At 61.2% G+C, this 17,351-nt stretch carries 17 protein-coding genes; 15 read left to right on the top strand and 2 right to left on the bottom strand.

What is annotated here, in order from left to right:
• Positions 1 to 125 precede the first annotated feature (125 nt).
• The 6 genes from ACP7BS_RS14650 to ACP7BS_RS14675 all read left to right on the top strand — a co-directional run bounded on the left by ACP7BS_RS14650 (position 126) and on the right by ACP7BS_RS14675 (position 6,441).
• Complete coding sequence (locus tag ACP7BS_RS14650) at positions 126 to 989, top strand: ABC transporter permease (protein ID WP_426238689.1); 864 nt, start codon at positions 126 to 128, stop codon at positions 987 to 989.
• 1 nt (position 990) lies between these two features.
• Entirely contained in the window at positions 991 to 1,779 is a 789-nt protein-coding gene (locus tag ACP7BS_RS14655; protein ID WP_426238690.1) for an ABC transporter permease, read from the top strand.
• Entirely contained in the window at positions 1,776 to 2,867 is a 1,092-nt protein-coding gene (locus ACP7BS_RS14660; protein WP_426238691.1) for an ABC transporter ATP-binding protein, read from the top strand. The genes ACP7BS_RS14655 and ACP7BS_RS14660 overlap by 4 nt, the downstream gene beginning before the upstream one ends.
• 139 nt (positions 2,868 to 3,006) lie before the next feature.
• Complete coding sequence (locus tag ACP7BS_RS14665) at positions 3,007 to 3,741, top strand: MBL fold metallo-hydrolase (protein ID WP_426238692.1); 735 nt, start codon at positions 3,007 to 3,009, stop codon at positions 3,739 to 3,741.
• A 17-nt stretch (positions 3,742 to 3,758) separates the two neighbouring features.
• A complete protein-coding gene (locus ACP7BS_RS14670; protein WP_426238693.1) occupies positions 3,759 to 5,192 on the top strand; it encodes an aldehyde dehydrogenase family protein in 1,434 nt (477 codons plus the stop codon).
• Between the two features lie 340 nt (positions 5,193 to 5,532).
• Positions 5,533 to 6,441: a DMT family transporter gene (locus tag ACP7BS_RS14675; RefSeq protein ID WP_426238694.1), complete on the top strand. Its 909-nt coding sequence runs from the start codon at positions 5,533 to 5,535 to the stop codon at positions 6,439 to 6,441.
• Positions 6,442 to 6,453: 12 nt separating this feature from the next.
• On the opposite strand, the gene ACP7BS_RS14680 is transcribed toward ACP7BS_RS14675, so the two are convergent.
• Positions 6,454 to 7,632 carry an aminotransferase gene (locus ACP7BS_RS14680; RefSeq protein WP_426238695.1) on the bottom strand — a complete coding sequence of 393 codons (1,179 nt, stop codon included), beginning with the start codon at positions 7,630 to 7,632 and terminating at the stop codon, positions 6,454 to 6,456.
• Between the two features lie 35 nt (positions 7,633 to 7,667).
• Positions 7,668 to 8,714, bottom strand: a complete 1,047-nt coding sequence (locus tag ACP7BS_RS14685; RefSeq protein ID WP_426238696.1) for a LysR substrate-binding domain-containing protein — start codon at positions 8,712 to 8,714, stop codon at positions 7,668 to 7,670.
• 254 nt (positions 8,715 to 8,968) lie between these two features.
• On the opposite strand from ACP7BS_RS14685, the gene speB reads away from it, so the two are divergent.
• The 9 genes from speB (at position 8,969) to ACP7BS_RS14730 (ending at position 17,257) form a co-directional block, all read left to right on the top strand.
• The gene (gene speB, locus ACP7BS_RS14690; RefSeq protein WP_426238697.1) at positions 8,969 to 10,030 is read left to right on the top strand and encodes an agmatinase; all 1,062 of its coding nucleotides are present in this window, start codon (positions 8,969 to 8,971) and stop codon (positions 10,028 to 10,030) included.
• 243 nt (positions 10,031 to 10,273) lie between these two features.
• Positions 10,274 to 11,080, top strand: a complete 807-nt coding sequence (locus ACP7BS_RS14695; RefSeq protein WP_426238698.1) for a transporter substrate-binding domain-containing protein — start codon at positions 10,274 to 10,276, stop codon at positions 11,078 to 11,080.
• Between the two features lie 4 nt (positions 11,081 to 11,084).
• A complete protein-coding gene (locus ACP7BS_RS14700; protein ID WP_426238699.1) occupies positions 11,085 to 11,753 on the top strand; it encodes an amino acid ABC transporter permease in 669 nt (222 codons plus the stop codon).
• On the top strand, positions 11,750 to 12,397 hold the full coding sequence (locus tag ACP7BS_RS14705; RefSeq protein WP_426126564.1) for an amino acid ABC transporter permease: 648 nt from the start codon (positions 11,750 to 11,752) through the stop codon (positions 12,395 to 12,397). The genes ACP7BS_RS14700 and ACP7BS_RS14705 overlap by 4 nt, the downstream gene beginning before the upstream one ends.
• A gap of 93 nt (positions 12,398 to 12,490) precedes the next feature.
• On the top strand, positions 12,491 to 13,579 hold the full coding sequence (locus ACP7BS_RS14710) for an ABC transporter substrate-binding protein (protein ID WP_426238700.1): 1,089 nt from the start codon (positions 12,491 to 12,493) through the stop codon (positions 13,577 to 13,579).
• Positions 13,580 to 13,792: 213 nt separating this feature from the next.
• The gene (locus tag ACP7BS_RS14715; protein WP_426238701.1) at positions 13,793 to 14,830 is read left to right on the top strand and encodes an ABC transporter ATP-binding protein; all 1,038 of its coding nucleotides are present in this window, start codon (positions 13,793 to 13,795) and stop codon (positions 14,828 to 14,830) included.
• Entirely contained in the window at positions 14,827 to 15,681 is an 855-nt protein-coding gene (locus ACP7BS_RS14720) for an ABC transporter permease (protein ID WP_426226829.1), read from the top strand. The genes ACP7BS_RS14715 and ACP7BS_RS14720 overlap by 4 nt, the downstream gene beginning before the upstream one ends.
• Positions 15,678 to 16,478, top strand: a complete 801-nt coding sequence (locus ACP7BS_RS14725) for an ABC transporter permease (RefSeq protein WP_113312632.1) — start codon at positions 15,678 to 15,680, stop codon at positions 16,476 to 16,478. The genes ACP7BS_RS14720 and ACP7BS_RS14725 overlap by 4 nt, the downstream gene beginning before the upstream one ends.
• Positions 16,475 to 17,257, top strand: coding sequence for a carbon-nitrogen hydrolase family protein (locus tag ACP7BS_RS14730; RefSeq protein ID WP_426238702.1), 783 nt, complete (start codon positions 16,475 to 16,477; stop codon positions 17,255 to 17,257). Before ACP7BS_RS14725 ends, ACP7BS_RS14730 begins: the two co-directional genes overlap by 4 nt.
• Positions 17,258 to 17,351 lie beyond the last annotated feature (94 nt).

A 17,351-nucleotide genomic window follows, 5' to 3' on the forward strand; every position in this document is an offset into this window, starting at 1 on the left:
CATCCGCCCTTCAGGCACCGTCTCCCCGTTTTGACGGGCAGACGCACCAAGCGGCAACCTCGGTCGTTCCCTTTCCCTGCTTGCGGAGACAGGGCCAAGGGTGAGGGGCAATTTCGGAGCAGTTTATGTCCATCCTGACCCTCGAAGACACCGAACGCCGCAAGGCCTGGGGTTTTGTTGCTCCTGCGCTGCTGTGGACGATTGCCTTCTTCGTCGTGCCGTTCCTGTTCATGGCGGCGATGAGCCTGTGGTCGCGGCAGAGCGGCCAGATCGTCCGGGCCTGGAACCTCGACAATTACATTGCCTTCTTTGCCAAGGATTCACTGTTCAAGGGGCTGGTGAATTCGCTGGAAATCACCCTGATCGTCACGGTGATCTCGGTGCTTCTTGCCTACCCGCTCGCCTGGATCATCGCCGAGCGGGTACCGAAGCGTTTTCAGCGGCTGGCGTTGATCATGGCGGTGCTGCCGTTCTGGACGTCCTATGTGGTACGCTCCTATTCCTGGCTGCTGGTGCTGTCGCGGAACGGCGTCATCAATCAGACGCTGATGACGCTTGGCGTGATCAGCGAGCCGCTGGAAATCGCCAGCAACCGTACGGCGACCGTCATCGGCTTCGTGCATTTCTTTGTTATGCTGCTCACTTTGACGATCTACGCCAACCTGATCCAGCTGTCGCCGAACTACCGCCGGGCCGCCGCCGATCTCGGCGCCAATGCGCTGCAGACCTTCTGGCATGTCATCCTGCCTTTGACGCTGCCCGGCATCATGACGGGCGCCTTCCTGACCTTCGTGCTCTGCATCGGCGATTACGTCACGCCGCAGATCCTGGGCGGCAACAATGAGCTGGTGCTGCCGCAGATCATCATGCTGCAGCTCGGCCGCCGGGCCGATTTTCCGATGGCGGCGGCGCTTTCGATCATCCTGATGCTGGCGGTGACGGTTGCCTATGTACTCTGCGCCCGCTGGCTGAAGATCGAGAGGGCTTGAGATGCGCGATACGCTGACCAGGATCGCCTCCTTCGCCTATGCCGGCCTGATCTATGGGTTCATCTTCCTGCCCGTCGCGGTGCTGGTGCTGTTCTCGTTCCAGGACGGCCGCCTGCCGGTGCCGCCGTTCAACGGCTTTTCACTGCAATGGTACGAGGCGGTCTTTGCCGACCGCAAGCTGATGGCGGCGCTCGGCAATTCCTTTTTGGTGGCGATCGTCTCGTCGCTCATTGCTTGCCTGCTCGGCTTTCTCGCAGCCTACGCACTGGCCCGCTACAAGCTGCCGGGGTCGGCGCTGCAGCGCGGCCTGCTGATTGCGCCGATGACGGTGAGCTATCTGATCATCGCGCTTGGGCTTTTGACCGTGCTCAATACGTTCGGCATCAAACTGTCGCTTTGGACCGTCGGCATCGGCCATGTGGTGATCAACCTGCCTTTGTGTTTTGCCATCATCTATTCCTCGATGGGCGATCACCACATCAATATCGAGCGCGCCGCGCGTGATCTTGGTGCCAATGATTTCAAGGTGATGGTGCTGGTGACCGCGCCAATGCTGCTGCCGTCGATCCTGGCTGCCTTCTTCCTCTCGGTCACCTTCAGCTGGGACGAGTTCATCATCGCATTCCTGTTGTCGCGCTTCGACGTGACGCTGCCGGTTGAAATCTGGAGCCTGCTTCGCTCCGGCCTCAACCCGAAAACCAATGCCATCGGCTCGCTGGTCTTCCTCGTTTCCGTCGCGGTGCTGGCGGTTCTGGAACTGACCCTGTTCGGAAGGACGAAAAAATCATGACCGCTGCGGTTTCGGTTCACAACGCCACCAAGACTTTCGGTTCGTTTACCGCACTCGACGATGTCTCGCTCGATATCAGGGCCGGCGAGTTCATCGTCCTGCTTGGGCCATCCGGCTGCGGCAAGACCACGTTGCTCTCCATCCTCGGCGGCTTTCAGTCGCCGACCAAGGGTAAGGTGACAATCGCCGGCAGGGACATGACCAGCGTGCCGCCGGCAAAACGCCCGACGACGACGATGTTTCAGGATTACGCGCTGTTTCCGCATATGAAGCTGCGCGACAATGTCGGCTTTGGGCTCAGGATGCGCGGCATGGCGAAGGCCGAGCGCGACGAAAAGGCGGTCGGATTCCTCGATCTCGTCGGGCTGAAAACGTCCGCCGACAAGAAGCCGCATGAGCTTTCCGGCGGCCAGCGCCAGCGCGTCGCTCTTGCCCGGGCGCTGGCCGTCGATCCCGACGTGCTTTTACTCGATGAGCCGCTGGGGGCGCTCGATCTCAAACTGCGCCGCCAGATGCAGGACGAGTTGAAGGCGATCCAGAAGCGGGTCGGCACCACCTTCGTGCATGTCACCCACGATCAGGAAGAGGCGATGGCGATCGCCGACCGGATCGTGGTGATGAACCAGGGCCGGATCGAGGATTTCGGGCCGCCCGCCGATATCTACATGCGGCCGCGCTCGGTCTTTTCCGCCGGGTTCATGGGCGAGGTCAATTTCATTCCCGGCACGGTCAAAAGCGTGGACGCCTCTTCAGCGCTGGTCGAAACATCGGTTGGCTCGATGACGCTGCCGATCGCAAGCTTTACGGCGTCGGCACCAGCGCCCGGTCAGGCCGTGACGCTCTGCATCCGCCCGGAACATTTCCGCCGGGCAGGCGAGGCCGAAGGTCCGGTCGTCTCGCTCGGCGAGGCCAAGATCACCGGCAGCGCCTTTTTCGGCACGCATTACCGCTGCCATCTGAAACCTTCGGCAGCGGCGGATCTGACCGTGGTGGCGCATATGCCGCAATCGGCTGATGTGGCTGACGGCCAGATCGTCCCCCTTGCCGTCAGTCTTGCCGATATCGTAGCCTTGCCCGAGGGTACTTAACCCTCCCCTTGTGGGGAGGGTCGGAGCGAAGCGACGGGGAGGGGTTCTTTCTTTTTTAAAGGAAATCCCCTCCCCACAAGGGGGAGGGAGTTGACTGCGACCGCAGCAATGGCTGCGGCATCTCAAACGGATTTTGGCAATGCAACGGATCAGCGCGGACAAATGGTATCAGGTGCGGCGTCTCGACGACGACGTCACGGCCATTTCCGAACCCTTCATCCAGGAATTCTACCGCTGCAACATCTGGCATGTGCGGGGCCGGGATCGCGATATGCTGATCGACAGTGGCATGGGCGTCGTGTCGCTCAGGGACTATGTGCCGCTGGTCACCGAGCGGGATCTGATCGCCGTCGCCAGCCATACGCATTTCGATCATATCGGCTGCCACCATGAGTTCGAGTGCCGCGCCGTGCATTCGGCCGAGGCCGACCTGCTGGCCAATCCGACGCGGGAAAACACGCTTGCCGATCCCTATGTCACCGACGATATCTTCGACGCTTTGCCGCCAGAACCCTATTGCTCGAAATGCTATGCGGTGAAGAAGGCTCCGGCGACGCGCATTCTCGAAGACGGCGACATGGTCGATCTCGGAGACCGGGTGTTCGAGGTCATCCACACGCCCGGCCACTCGCCGGGCGGTATCGCGCTTTACGAGAAGGCGACCGAAATTCTGTTTTCCGGCGATATCCTCTATGACGGTCCGCTGATCGAAGATACCTATCATTCCAACGCTGGTGACTACCTCTCCTCCATGGAGCGGCTGTTGAAAATCCCCGCCCGCATCGTACACGGCGGTCATTTTCCCAGCTTCAGCGGTGAACGCTACCGCCAATTGATCACCGATTGGCTCAACGAAAAACAGAAGACGATCTGACGGGAAGGACAAGAAGCATGCTCGACAAACGCAAGTTCTACATCAACGGCGAATGGGTCGCCCCGCTCATTGCCAACGATCTCGAGGTCCTGAACCCGGCAACGGAAAAGCCGGTCGCGGTGATTTCCATGGGAAGTGCCGGCGATATCGACCGCGCCGTTGCCGCTGCCAAAAAGGCATTCGCAACCTACAGCCGGACCACGACGGAAGAGCGTCTGGCGCTTCTGGAAAAACTGCTTGAGATTTACAAGCGCCGCTACGAGGAAATGGCGCAGACCATCACGCTCGAGCTTGGCGCGCCGCTGTCGATGAGCCGCGAACAGCAGGCCGATGTCGGCGTTGGCCATCTCCAGGGGTTCATCGATGCGCTGAAGCGCCTGCACACCCGCGAAGTGCTACCGAATGGCGATGTCATGCTGCGCGAACCGGTCGGCGTCTGCGGCCTGATCACACCCTGGAACTGGCCGATCAACCAGATCGCGCTGAAGGTTGTTCCCGCACTTGCAACCGGCTCGACCTGCGTTTTAAAGCCTTCGGAATTCACGCCTCTGAACGCGATGCTCTATGCGGAAATGGTGCATGAGGCAGGCTTTCCGGCCGGCACGTTCAACCTCGTCAATGGCGACGGCCTGAATGTCGGTGCGGCACTCTCCAAACATAAGGATGTCGACATGATGTCGTTCACGGGCTCGACCCGCGCCGGCATCGCCGTCAGCAAGGACGCGGCCGAAACGGTCAAGCGTGTGACGCTGGAACTGGGCGGCAAGTCGCCGAACATTGTTTTCGAAGATGCCGACCTTGAAGACCGTGTTACCGGTAGTGTGCTGGAATGCTTCAACAATTCCGGCCAGTCCTGCGATGCGCCGACACGCCTGCTGGTGCAGAAGTCGGTCTATGACAAGGCGGTCGAGATAGCCACGCGGGTGGGCAAGGAGGCCAGGGTCGGCAATCCGGCCGAGGAAGGCAGCCATATCGGGCCGCTGGTCAGCGACGTGCAGTTCGGCCGGGTGCAGGCGCTGATCGAGGCGGGTATTGCCGAGGGCGCACGCGTTCTCGTCGGTGGTGCCGGCAAGCCGGAAGGTTTTGAGACCGGCTATTTCGTCAAGCCGACGATCTTTGCCGATGTCAACAATACCATGCGCATCGCCCGCGAAGAGGTTTTTGGCCCTGTCCTCGCCATCATGCCGTTCGAGACCGAAGAGGAAGCGATCGAGATTGCCAACGACACCAATTACGGTCTCGCCGCTTACGTCCAGACCGGTGATCCCAAGCGGGCCGAACGCGTGGCCTCGCGTCTTCGCGCCGGCATGGTCCACATCAATGGTGGTCCACATCGCTACGGCAGCCCGTTCGGCGGCTACAAGCAATCCGGCAACGGCCGCGAAGGCGGCATGTTCGGGCTTGAGGATTTCCTCGAGGTGAAAACGGTGCACCGGCCCGACGCGGCCTGAGATCGGCCTTAAGTCGCCGGATAAATCAATTCTTGCCGCCGGACGTTTGACGGCGGCAAGAAAGTTCAATGGATCTTTTTCACACCGGTAGCGCCGCTTCTCAACGGTTGAGCTTGCCCAAGAAACGCTCGACCGATTGTCCCGAAGGTGTTTCATGAGCGAGGCGAGGGTTGGCGAGGCCGTGACCAAGGGCATCGAACGGCCGCGTCTGCGAACCTCAGTTCACCGTTTCTGATCATTCCATGCACCGAAGTTGATGTTTCCCCGCAGATCGTTCTGATACCGTCGATGCGTTATCGCGGCATACAAATGTTGCGCCCCTTCGTATTGGACAGCATTCGTGTCGGACACCGCGCTCCCCTCATCGTCGAAACCAGCGTCGTCTTCCGCCAACCGGCTTGCGCTGATTGCGCTATTGATCGGTGGCGCTGCCATTGGCGGATCCCCCATCTTCGTGCGGTTGTCGGAAGTCGGGCCGATGGCGACGGCGTTCTGGCGGGTGGCGCTGGCGCTCTTGCCGCTTTTGATCTGGTCGAGGGCGACGGCGAATACCGTCACGGATCAGCGGCCGGCCGGATGGGCCGATTACGGTCTGCTGGTGCTGCCGGGTGTCTTTCTTGCCGTCGATCTCGCGGCGTGGCATCTGGCGCTGCACATGACCTCGGTTGCCAACGCGACGCTGCTTGCCAACCTGGCGCCGATCTTCGTGACGCTCGGCTCATGGCTCCTGTTCCGCGCCCGTGTTAGCGGTGTGTTCATCGTGGGTCTGGCGACAGCGCTGGCGGGCGTGGTGATCCTCAAGGGTGGGCCGATGGCTCTCGGGGATGGCCAACTGGCGGGTGACGCGACTGCAGCACTGGCTGCGGTGTTTTATGCCGGCTATATCCTGTCGATCGGCCGGTTGCGCAGCCGCTTTTCCACCAACCGCATCATGATCTGGAGCACGGGATCGGCAGCGATCTGCATGTTGCCGATCGCCTTCTTCTTCGAGGCCAGCTTCATGCCGACCGCTTTGTTCGGTTGGGCGATGCTTTTCGGGCTTGCCTTCATCAGCCATGCCGGCGGGCAGGGGCTGATCATCTATGCGCTCGCTTTCCTGCCGCCGGCGTTTTCATCTCTAACGCTGCTGTTGCAGCCGGTCGTTGCGGCGATTCTCGCCTGGCTGCTGCTCAGCGAGCCGGTCGGGCTGATGCAGGCTATGGGCGGGGCGATCGTGCTTGCCGGTATCCTGATCGCCCGCCGAGGCTGATTTTTCAGGTGCTCAGATACCCGGCAGATTGAAGCCCGACAGCCGTTCCTCGAGTTTCAGGATCGTCGGTGCATCGGCATTGGCGAAGGCGAAGCGCAAATAACCTTCCTGTCCCTCGCCGAAATAATCGCCCGGCAGGCAGACGATACCGGCAATCTTCGCCAGCTTTTCGGCGACGAATTCCGAGCGAATATCCTGATAGGGGTGGCGGATATAGGCGAAATAGGCGCCGATCGCCTGCAGTTTCCAGCCCTTCAGGTTGCTCATGACCTGCTTTAGCGCATCGGCGCGGGTGGCGATCTCGGCGCGGTTGCCGGCTCTCCATTCGCCAAGCGCCGGTATGGCCTTGGCAACGGCGGCCTGGGCCGAGCGCGGCGCGCAGATCTGCAGGTTGTCCATGATCTTGGCGACCTGCTCGACCACGGCCGGTCCCGCCGTGATGGCGCCAAGTCGATGGCCGGGAATGCAGAAGGATTTGGAGAAGCTGTAGAGGCAGATGAGACTGTCCTGCCACCCTTCGATGGACAGGAGGTCGTGCGGCGCGCCGCTGCCTCCGGGTAGGAAGTCGCGATAGGTCTCGTCAAGGATCAGCCAGGTACCGTTGGCCCGGCAAAGATCACAGATCCGGCGCAGCAGTGCTGGCGGATAGACGGAGCCGGTCGGATTGTTGGGCGTGACCAGCGCCAAAGCGCGGATGCCGGGCTTCAGCGCTGCGGCAATCGCATCGACATCCGGCAGAAAACCGCTGCCTGCATCGCAGGGCACCAGCTCGATGCCGATGCCGAGCATCGCGAGCGTCGTCTGCTGGTTGAAATAGAAAGGATTGGTCATCAGGACCGTATCGCCCGCACCGGCAATCGCCATGACCGTGCAGATGAAGGCCTGGTTGCAGCCGGACGTGACGTGGATGTTGCCGGTTTTGACCGAGGCGCTGTAGAGGCCGGAGACATGCTCGGCATAAGCATTGCGCAACACCTCTTCGCCTTCGATCGCGCCATAGCCGGTGAAGGCGGGGGAGGCGGCTGCCTCGCCCAGCCATTGCAGCATATCCGGATGGGCAGGATAGCCGGGTACGGCCTGGCTGAGATCGATCAGCGGTCCGCGCGAACCGTCATAGGCCTTGGCCCAGGCGAGCACGGACGGCACGGGCGGCGGCGAGAGCTTGGCGATCAGCGGATTGAAATGCGGCATCGGCTTGTCCTGTGGTTCTAAGGCTTCGGCGGTTCTTACGATTTGGTTCGGCGTTTCGGCGCCGGCTCCGGACGCCTGGTGCGGGCGGGAGAGGAGACGGGCTGGAAGCTGTCCTTGGCGGGTAGGCGTTCGGGGGCGCTGACCTTGTGGGTCCGGGCGCGGATGATGGTGCGTGCCGAGGTCTGTAGCTCCGGCATGGGGTCGTTTTCAAGGGCTGAAAACAGCCAGTCGATGAAGACCTTGACGATCGGTGCCGCACGGACCTCGTTGCGGCAGGCGACGTAGAAGGCATCGTTGGCCGGAACTGTCAGATCGAACGGCGCAATCAGTTCGCCCTTGGCGATCAGGCTGCCGGCGGTGATCGTATCGCCGAGCGCCACACCCTGATTGTGCAGGGCTGCCTCCGTCGATAGCCGGGCGTCGCTCATGAAATGCTGGCGGCCGCGCTGGATGCCAATGCCGTCGGCGGCGGCAAGCCAGGTGTTCCACTCGCGCCCGTCATCGCCATGCAGGATGACGTGGTCGCGCAGGTCGCGCAGCGAACGTAGCGGCCGCATGTTGAGCAGCGTCGGGCTAACGACCGGAAACAGTTCAAGCCGGCTCCACAAACGCGCCCAGCAGTCCGGCCAGTTTCCGTCGCCATAGAGCAGGCAGATATCGACATCGGCGGAAAACAGGTTGGCCGCATCGTTGGAGGCGATCAGCGTCAGCTGAACGTCCGGAAATTGCTCAGTGAACTGGTGCAGGCGCGGGATCATCCAGAAGGACAGAAGGGCGGGCACGCAGACGATGCGCAACTCGCCGCTGGTGGTCGGCCGTGTCATTGCAGCGGTGGCGGCGGCAATGCCTTCGAATGCGTGGGTGACGGCGGGCAGAAGCAGGGCGCCCTGCGAGGTCAGCTTCAACCGCTTGCCGCCACGCTCGAACAGGGCGGCGTTGAAGGAGAGTTCCAGCGCTCTTATCTGATGGCTGATCGCCCCATGGGTGACGTTGAGTTCGCGGGCTGCAGCCGAAACCGAACCGCGCCGGGCGGTCGCCTCGAAGGCGCGCAAGGGGTTGAGCGGGGGCAGGCGGCTGGACAAGCAATGCGCTCCATGGGTCAACATCGATGTTAGTTTTTCTCACATCAAACGCTATAACAATGTCAATTGATTTTCCAATCAATTTGTTTGCTAATAGGATCAACAAAGGCAAAAGCCTGGGGAACATGCATCCGGTACCATCTCTGGCAAACAGGGGCGGTTTTCCGGCTTTTGGCGGCAAGAGCATCTCACTTTACGCTCGACAACCACCCAAAATCGCACGTCTTCCCGGGCCAACATGAGGTCAAGCGGACATGGCGTGGGATGACAGCAAGCTCAACGAACTGAAGGCGAAGTACGGCGAAGCCCATGGCGGCGAGATGTTCGACCCGACCTTCCGCAAGGTTGCCGACAAGATCTTCTCCAAGAACGGCACGCGCCTTGCCCCTTATTCCGGCATTCCAACATTCCTGATGGCGCCGTATGTGCCTGTCGATGCCAGTGAGCCGGATTTCGGCAATCTGCAGGTCGCCATCGTCGGCATACCGATGGATCTCGGCGTCACCAACCGTCCAGGCTCGCGTTTCGGGCCACGCGCCATGCGCACCATCGAACGTATCGGTCCTTATAATCACGTGCTGGGTTGCGCTCCGGTGCATGACCTGCGCGTCGCCGATATTGGTGACGTGCCGTTCCAGAGCCGCTACCGGCTGGAACTCAGCCATGACGATATCGAAAAGCGCATCAACCAGATCGTCGATGCTGGCGTGGTTCCGTTGTCGGTCGGCGGCGACCACTCGATCAGCCATCCGATCCTCAAGGCCGTCGGCAAGAAGCGGCCGGTCGGCATGATCCATATCGACGCCCATTGCGATACCGGCGGCGCCTACGATCTGACCAAGTTCCACCACGGCGGCCCGTTCCGCAACGCGGTGCTCGACGGCGTGCTCGATCCGACCCGCACGATCCAGATCGGCATTCGCGGCTCCTCGGAATATCTCTGGGAGTTCTCCTACGAGTCCGGCATGACCGTCATTCATGCCGAGGAAGTCACCGGCATGGGCATTCCGGCGATCATCGAGAAGGCCAAGAAGATCGTCGGCGACGGCCCGACCTATCTGTCCTTCGACATTGATAGCGTCGATCCGAGCTTTGCGCCGGGCACCGGCACGCCGGAAATCGGTGGTCTCACCACCCGCGAAGTGCTGGAGCTGATCCGTGGTTTGAAGGGCCTGAACCTGGTCGGCGGCGATGTCGTCGAAGTCGCGCCACAGTATGATTCGACCACCAACACAGCGCATGTCGGCTCGCAGGTCCTGTTCGAAATCCTCAGCCTCATGGTGTTCAGCCCGTTCGTCAACGGCACGCGGGACTAAGGGGGCGGTTACTTCCCTTCTCCCCGCCGGGGAGAAGGTGGCCCGAAGGGCCGGATGAGGGGGCGGGCGGCTCGATACTCGATGCACAGCCCCCTCATCGCCTCGCATGCGCTCGGCACTTCTCCCCGCCGGGGAGAAGAGGCAGCAACCAATATTTTCTTCGTCCCGCTTATGGGGTGAGGAGCAAAAGCCACATACTCCGCCGTGCCTATCGCAAACACCAAAATCGACAAGGGGAATACAATGGCCAAACTCTCAAGCTTCAAATCCGGTCTTACCGCCGCTCTCATGCTCAGCGGTGCCGTTCTCGGGTTCGCATCTGCCGCCAATGCCGATGCCATCGACGACATCACCAAGGCTGGCGTGCTCAATGTCGGCGTCTTCGCCGACTTCCCGCCCTTCTCCTCGGCCAGCGCCGACATGAGCCTCAAGGGCTATGACATCGACGTCGCGCAATACATCGCCGACGCCCTCAAGGTGAAGCTGGTTCCGGTGCCGGTTACTGGCCAGAACCGCATCCCGTATCTGACCGAAAAGCGCGTCGATATGCTGGTCAGCGTCGGCTTCAGCAAGGAACGCGCCGAAGTGATCGATTTCGCCGCTGCCTATGCGCCTTACTACATCGCCGTAATCGGCCCGGCCGCCATGGAAGTGAAGGGTAAGGAAGACCTTGCCGGCAAGAGCATCGCCGTCAATCGCGGCACACTGGAAGACACGTCGCTGACGGAAGCAGCCCCCAAGGATGCCGACATCAAGCGTTTCGACAACTACAACTCGGTGATCCAGGCCTTCATCTCCGGCCAGACCGAACTGATGGTCGTCGGCAACGATGTCGGCGCACAGGTTCTCGCCCGTCAGGAAGCCCTGAAGCCGGAACAGAAGTTCCAGCTCCTGACGTCGCCGTCGCATCTGGCGCTCAACAAGGGCGAAGACCGGCTGAAGGCGGCGATCAACGACGCGGTTGCCAAGATGCTGGCCGATGGCAAGCTGAACGCAAGTTCGGAAGCGTGGCTGAAAGTGCCGCTCAATCCTGAAAACCTGAAGGATTGATCCTTTGGGCTATGTGCTCGAGTTCGGCTGGCTGAGCGACGCGGTCTCGCTGATCGCCAGCGGTGCAGCCATGACGGTGTTCCTGATCGCGGTGTCGGCTGTTGCCGGCATCGTCCTCAGCGTTCTGGGTGCCGCCGGGCGGCGCAGCCGCCATGCGTGGCTGCGCCGTGCCATCGCCGGCTATGTCGAGCTCATCCGCAACACGCCGTTTCTGGTGCAGCTGTTCTTCATCTATTTCGGCCTGCCGAGCCTCGGCATCCGCCTCGACCCTGTCGTTGCCGCCATCCTGGCTATGACCCTGAACATGACCGCCTATACGACGGAAATCGTCGGCGCCGGTCTCGATGCGGTGCCGAAAGGGCAGAAAGAGGCAGCGCTTGCCCTCGGCTTGCGGCCGCGCCAGGTGTTCATCAAGATCGTGCTGCCGCAGGCGCTGAAGGTGATCTTCCCGGCGCTCACCAGCCAGATCGTCATCATGATGCTGGAATCGGCCGTCGTCTCGCAGATCGCCGTGCGCGAACTGACCTATGAGGCCGATCTCCTGCAGGCCCGGACGTTCCGCGCCTTCGAGACCTATTTCATCGTCACGCTCGTCTATCTCGCCTTAAGCATCGGCCTGCGCCGTCTGCTTGTCGCCAGTGGCAACCGTTTCCTTTCCGGAGGCGTGTCGTGATCGAATTCACCCTCTGGGACATCATCCGCAATCTGCTTCTGGCGGCGCGCTGGACCATCCTGCTGTCCGCAGTCGCCTTTGCCGGCGGCACCATCGTCGGCCTGCTGATCCTGTTCATGCGCATTTCCAAGCGGCGCTGGGTACAGCGGTTCGCCGAATATTACATCGGCCTGTTTCAAGGCACGCCGCTTCTGATGCAGCTGTTCCTGCTGTTTTTCGGCCTGCCGCTGCTCGGTCTGCGCATCGAACCCTGGACGGCTGCGGTTCTGGGCTTGACGCTCTGCGCCAGCGCCTTTCTGGCGGAAATCTGGCGTGGCGGCGTACAGGCCGTGCCGCTTGGGCAATGGGATGCCGGCAGCAGTCTGGGATTGCATTATCTCAAGCAATTGCGGCTGATCATCCTGCCGCAGGCCTTTGCGATGACGCGGGCGCCGACGGTCGGCTTTCTGGTGCAGCTGATCAAGAGCACAGCCTTGACATCGATCATCGGATTTGAGGAACTGGTCCGGACTTCGAATGCGATCAACAATGCAACCTTCGAGCCGTTCAAGGTCTATGGCTTCGTTGCGCTGATCTATTTCGCCTTGTGTTTTCCGCTGACGCGTTACGCCAAGATGCTGGAGCTTCGCGCGCTAAAACACTGATCAATCCGTAGTCCGGGGCTTGCAAGCCGGACTAAAACTTGGGAACAGACCGGGAGCCATAAACGCGGCACCGGCATAAACAGGAGAACCACGATGACAGACTTTCTGAAACAGAATATCGGCCGCCGCGCCGTGCTTGGTGCGGGCCTTGCCGGTGCATCGATGCTGGCCATGCCGTCGATCCTGCGCGCGCAGGAAAAGTCGCTGAAGGTCGGCGTCTATGGCGGTTATTTCAAGGATTCGTTCGACAAGAACATCTTTCCTGATTTCACCAAGGCGACCGGCATTGCCATCGAAGCGATTGCCGAGCCGACCGGAGAAGCCTGGCTGGTGCAGCTCGATCAGGCCGCCAAGGCTGGCCAGGCTCCGGCCGACGTCTCGATGATGTCGCAGGTGGCGATGCTGAAGGGGCAGGCGACCGATCTCTGGGCGCCGCTCGACATGTCCAAGATCCCGAACGGCTCCAACCTCATCGACCGTTTCGTCAACAAGTATCCGGACGGCCGCGTTGCCGGTATCGGTGCCGTTTCCTGGTACATCACGCTGGTCACCAACACCGACGTCTACAAGGAAGCGCCGACCTCCTGGCAGGCATTCTGGGATCCGGCAAATGCCGACAAGCTCGGCCTCCTGGCGCTGGTCTCCAACTCCTTCCTGCTCGAAGTGACGGCAAAGACGTTCTTCGGCGGCACCAATGCGCTGGATACGGAAGAAGGCGTCCAGAAGGCGTTCGACAAGCTGGCCGAAGTCAAGCCGAACGTGCGGCTGTGGTATCGCGACGAGGCCCAATTCGAGCAGGCGCTGAAGTCGGGCGAAATCCCGATGGGCCAGTATTACCATGACGTCACTGGCCTGGCCGCTGCCGACGGCAACCCCGTCCGCTCGACCTTCCCGAAGGAAGGCGGCATTCAGGATAGTGGTTGCTGGGCGTTGTCGCGCGCTTCGACCAAGGTTGCTGAGGCCCATGAGTTCATCAACTATATGAGCCAGCCGTCGATCCAGGCGATCCTGTCGCGCAAGGTCGGCACCTCGCCGACGGTCAAGCGCGAGCTGACGGACCTGACGGATGCGGAATTCGCCGCCGTGTCGTCCGACATCGAGCCGATCATTCCGCGCTACGATCTCTACCAGACGAAGTCGGATTGGCTGAACCAGAAATGGACCGAACTGATCGTCGGTTGATCTGGGCTCAGAGGGTGGACTACCCCCCTCTGTCGGCGACGCCGACATCTCCCCCTCAAGGGGGGAGATTGGCCGCTTGCACTGTGCTTCCCTTACTCAATGGCAAAAAGGGAAAAGAATGATCTCCCCCCTTGAGGGGGAGATGTCACGAAGTGACAGAGGGGGGGGTGGTCCCCACTCGGTGGGCTTTTTGAGACGCAATAAGGGAAACTCATGTCAGGCCTCGTCCTCAACAATGTCACGAAGGAATTCGGGACTTTCACCGCGGTCAACAATGTCGAACTGACGGTGCCGCATGGCACGTTCGTCTGCATGCTGGGACCATCCGGGTGCGGCAAGACCACGCTTTTGCGGATGATCGCCGGCCTCGACCTGCCGACCGGTGGCACGATCCAGCTTGACGGCGAAGACATCACCCATGTTCCGACCCACAAGCGCAATCTCGGCATGGTGTTCCAGTCATTGGCGCTGTTTCCGCATCTGACTGTCGGCGAGAATATCGCCTACCCCTTGCGCATTCGCGGCGCCCCGAAGGAAGACCAGAAGAAGCGGGTCGACGAGCTTCTGTCGATGATCCATCTTGGCGGTTATGCCGACCGGCCGGTCTCCAAACTTTCCGGCGGCCAGCGCCAGCGCGTGGCGATCGCACGGGCATTGGCGATCTCACCGAAACTGTTCCTGCTCGACGAACCGCTCTCGGCGCTCGATGCTAAGCTGCGCGAGGCGATGCAGGTGGAATTGCGCCAATTGCAGCAGCAGCTCGGCATCACCACCATCGTCGTCACCCATGACCAGCGCGAGGCTATGACCATGGCCGATACGGTCGTGGTGATGAAGGGCGGCGAAATTCGCCAGGCCGCGTCACCGATCGAGATTTACCGCCGCCCGGCCGATACGTTCGTTGCCGACTTCATCGGTTCTACCAATCTGCTTGAGGCCGAAGCCGACAGCACCGGCCACGTTACGGTGCTCGGCCAGCCGGTTTCCGGTGTGTCCCTTGGCGCCGGTACCCGCAAGGCGACGCTGTCGATCCGGCCGGAAGACGTGCATCTGACGGCGCCCGGCAATGGCGCGCTGTCCGGTACCGTCACCTTCGTGCGCGATCTCGGCGGCACGATCGAAACCTTTGTCGATATTGCCGGCCGCCAGATCGTCGCGGTCTCGACGCCGCGCGCCCGGCCCGACGTCACCGTCGGCCAGCCGGTCGGCGTGGTGCTTTTGCCAGACGTCTGCGTGGTGCTGGCCAAATGAGACGCGAAGCCCCGCAAAAACTGGGCGATTACGGCCCGCTGTTCTTCCCGGCGATGATGCTGATCGTCTTCTTCGTCGTGCCGTTCGCGACGATGATCGCCGTCTCGTTCTTCCAGCGCCAGCAAGGCGGTTTCTACGTGCCGGCCTTCGAGCTTGCCAACTACCAGCGGTTCCTCAGCCTGTTCTTCGCCAATGTGCTGGGCTTCTCGCTGATGCTCGCGGTGACGGTGGCGATCTGCTGCATCGTGCTCGCCGTCCCCTTCACCTATCTGCTGACGCGGATGACGCGGAAGGTGCAGATCGTCTGGCTGGTGGCGCTGCTGTCGGTTCTGTCGCTGTCTGAGGTCATTATCGGCTTTGCCTGGTCGACGCTGTTTTCGCGTACCGCCGGGATCACCAATCTGCTTGTCATGGCGGGCATCATGAGCGAGGCAAAGGCGCTGCTGCCGAGTTTTGGCGCGGTGCTGACCGGCATGGTCTATCAGGCCTTTCCCTATACGGTTCTGGTGCTTTATCCCGCGCTCGTCCGGCTTGATCCGACGCTGACGGAGGCGGCCCGCACGCTCGGCGCTTCGCCCATCAAGGCGTTCTTCACGGTCGTCATTCCCGCCCTTCGCAACACCATTACGGCGACGCTGATCATGGTGTTCATCTTCGCGCTCGGTTCCTATCTGCTGCCGCAGCTGCTCGGCCGGCCGCAGCATTGGACGCTGTCGGTGCTGATCACCGATCAGGCGATCTACCAGTCGAACATGCCATTTGCAGCGGCGATGGCGGTGTTCCTGGTGCTGGTGACGCTTGGGCTGGTGGCGTTGACTGTTCTTGCCGGACGCAAGGGAGAAACGGCATGACCGGTGCGCTCAGCAAAGTCTATTTCTTCCTGATCGGCCTGTTCCTGGCCGCCCCCATGATCGTCGTTGCCGGCGTCTCGGTGAATGCCAAGCAGACGCTGGCTTTTCCGCCGAAGGGTTTTTCGCTCTCCTGGTACGGCGAGATCTTCCTCAATCCGGAATGGCGCAACGCGTTGTTTGCCTCGCTGACGCTGGCCATCCTGTCGGCCGCGCTGGCCGTTGCCATTGCCTTGCCGCTCGCCTGGTTTCTGTGGCGTCGGATTGCGCCATGGGCCAATATCTTCCAGCTTCTCGGCATTGCTCCGTTCACGCTGCCACCGGTGATCACCGCCCTTGGTTTGCTGACCTTCTGGGCAACGACCGGTTTTTACGGCCAGCCTTGGACGGCCGTCGTCAGCCACGCGATCTTCTTCGTGACGCTGCCGCTGGTCACGCTGTCGCTCGGCTTTACCGCGATCGACCGGTCGCTGGTCGAGGCTGCGGCAACGATGGGCGCCGATGACCGGACGATCTTCCGCACCGTCGTGCTGCCATTGATCCTGCCCTATATCGTCTCGGGTTATGCATTTGCCTTCGTGCTGTCGCTCAACGAGTATATCGTTGCCTACATGACCGTCGGCTTCACCATGGAAACGCTGCCGATCAAGATCTTCAACGCGTTGCGCTACGGCTACACACCGACCATGGCATCGGTGACCATTCTTTTCGTCGCAACGGCGGCGGTCATCTTTTCCCTTGTCGCGCGGTTCGGCGATCTGCCGAAACTGCTCGGCGCCATGTCATCGGACGATACATGATCACGCTCGCCGCCCTGCAGATGAAATCGGAAAGCGGCGATACCGCCGCCAATCTCGCCCGCATCGAACAGGCGGCGCGGGAGGCTCAGGCCAAGGGCGCAAGCCTTTTGATCACGCCGGAACTCGGGCTGACCGGCTATGGCGCCGGTGACATCATCCGCGAACTGGCGGAGCCTGCGGATGGTCCGCTGGTCAAGCAGTTACAGCATATTTCGACTGAAACCGGCATTGCTGTTATCGCCGGCTTTGCCGAGAAGGCGGATGGCACCATTTTCAACAGCGCCGTTTATGTGGATGGTTCGGCTGCGCCCGTAATTTACCGCAAGTCCAATCTTTACGGTGATTACGAGCGGGGGCTGTTTTCGGCTCCTGAACCGGGCACCGTCTTGTTCGATCACCGTGGTGTAAAATGCGGCATGCTGATCTGCTACGATGTCGAGTTCCCGGAAAACGTCCGGCGCCTGGCGCTTGCCGGTGCCGATGCCGTGCTGGTGCCGACGGCGCTGCCGGCCGGCTATTCCGGAACCTTTATTTCCGATCATATGATCCAGACGCGCGCCTTCGAAAACCAGGTGTTCGTCGCTTATATCAACCATTGCGGCGCCGACGAGCGGTTTACCTTTGCCGGGTCGTCGCGGATTGCCGCGCCCGATGGCAGCCTTCTGGCCAATGCGCTTCCCCATGGCGAAACGTTGATGGTCGTTACCATCGACCCGGCCGATTTCAAGGTTTCCAGAAGCGAGAATACCTACCTGACGGACATGCACGTTTCCGCGTAAGTGCCACCGCGATGTGCTCTGCAGTTCGCTTTTTGGATGGCTGAGGAAACCATCCGGCCTGAGAAATCGTATCTCTCCAAACACAAGGAGAGAA

This window comes from Pararhizobium sp. DWP1-1-3, from assembly GCF_049896125.1.
Lineage (GTDB): Bacteria > Pseudomonadota > Alphaproteobacteria > Rhizobiales > Rhizobiaceae > Pararhizobium.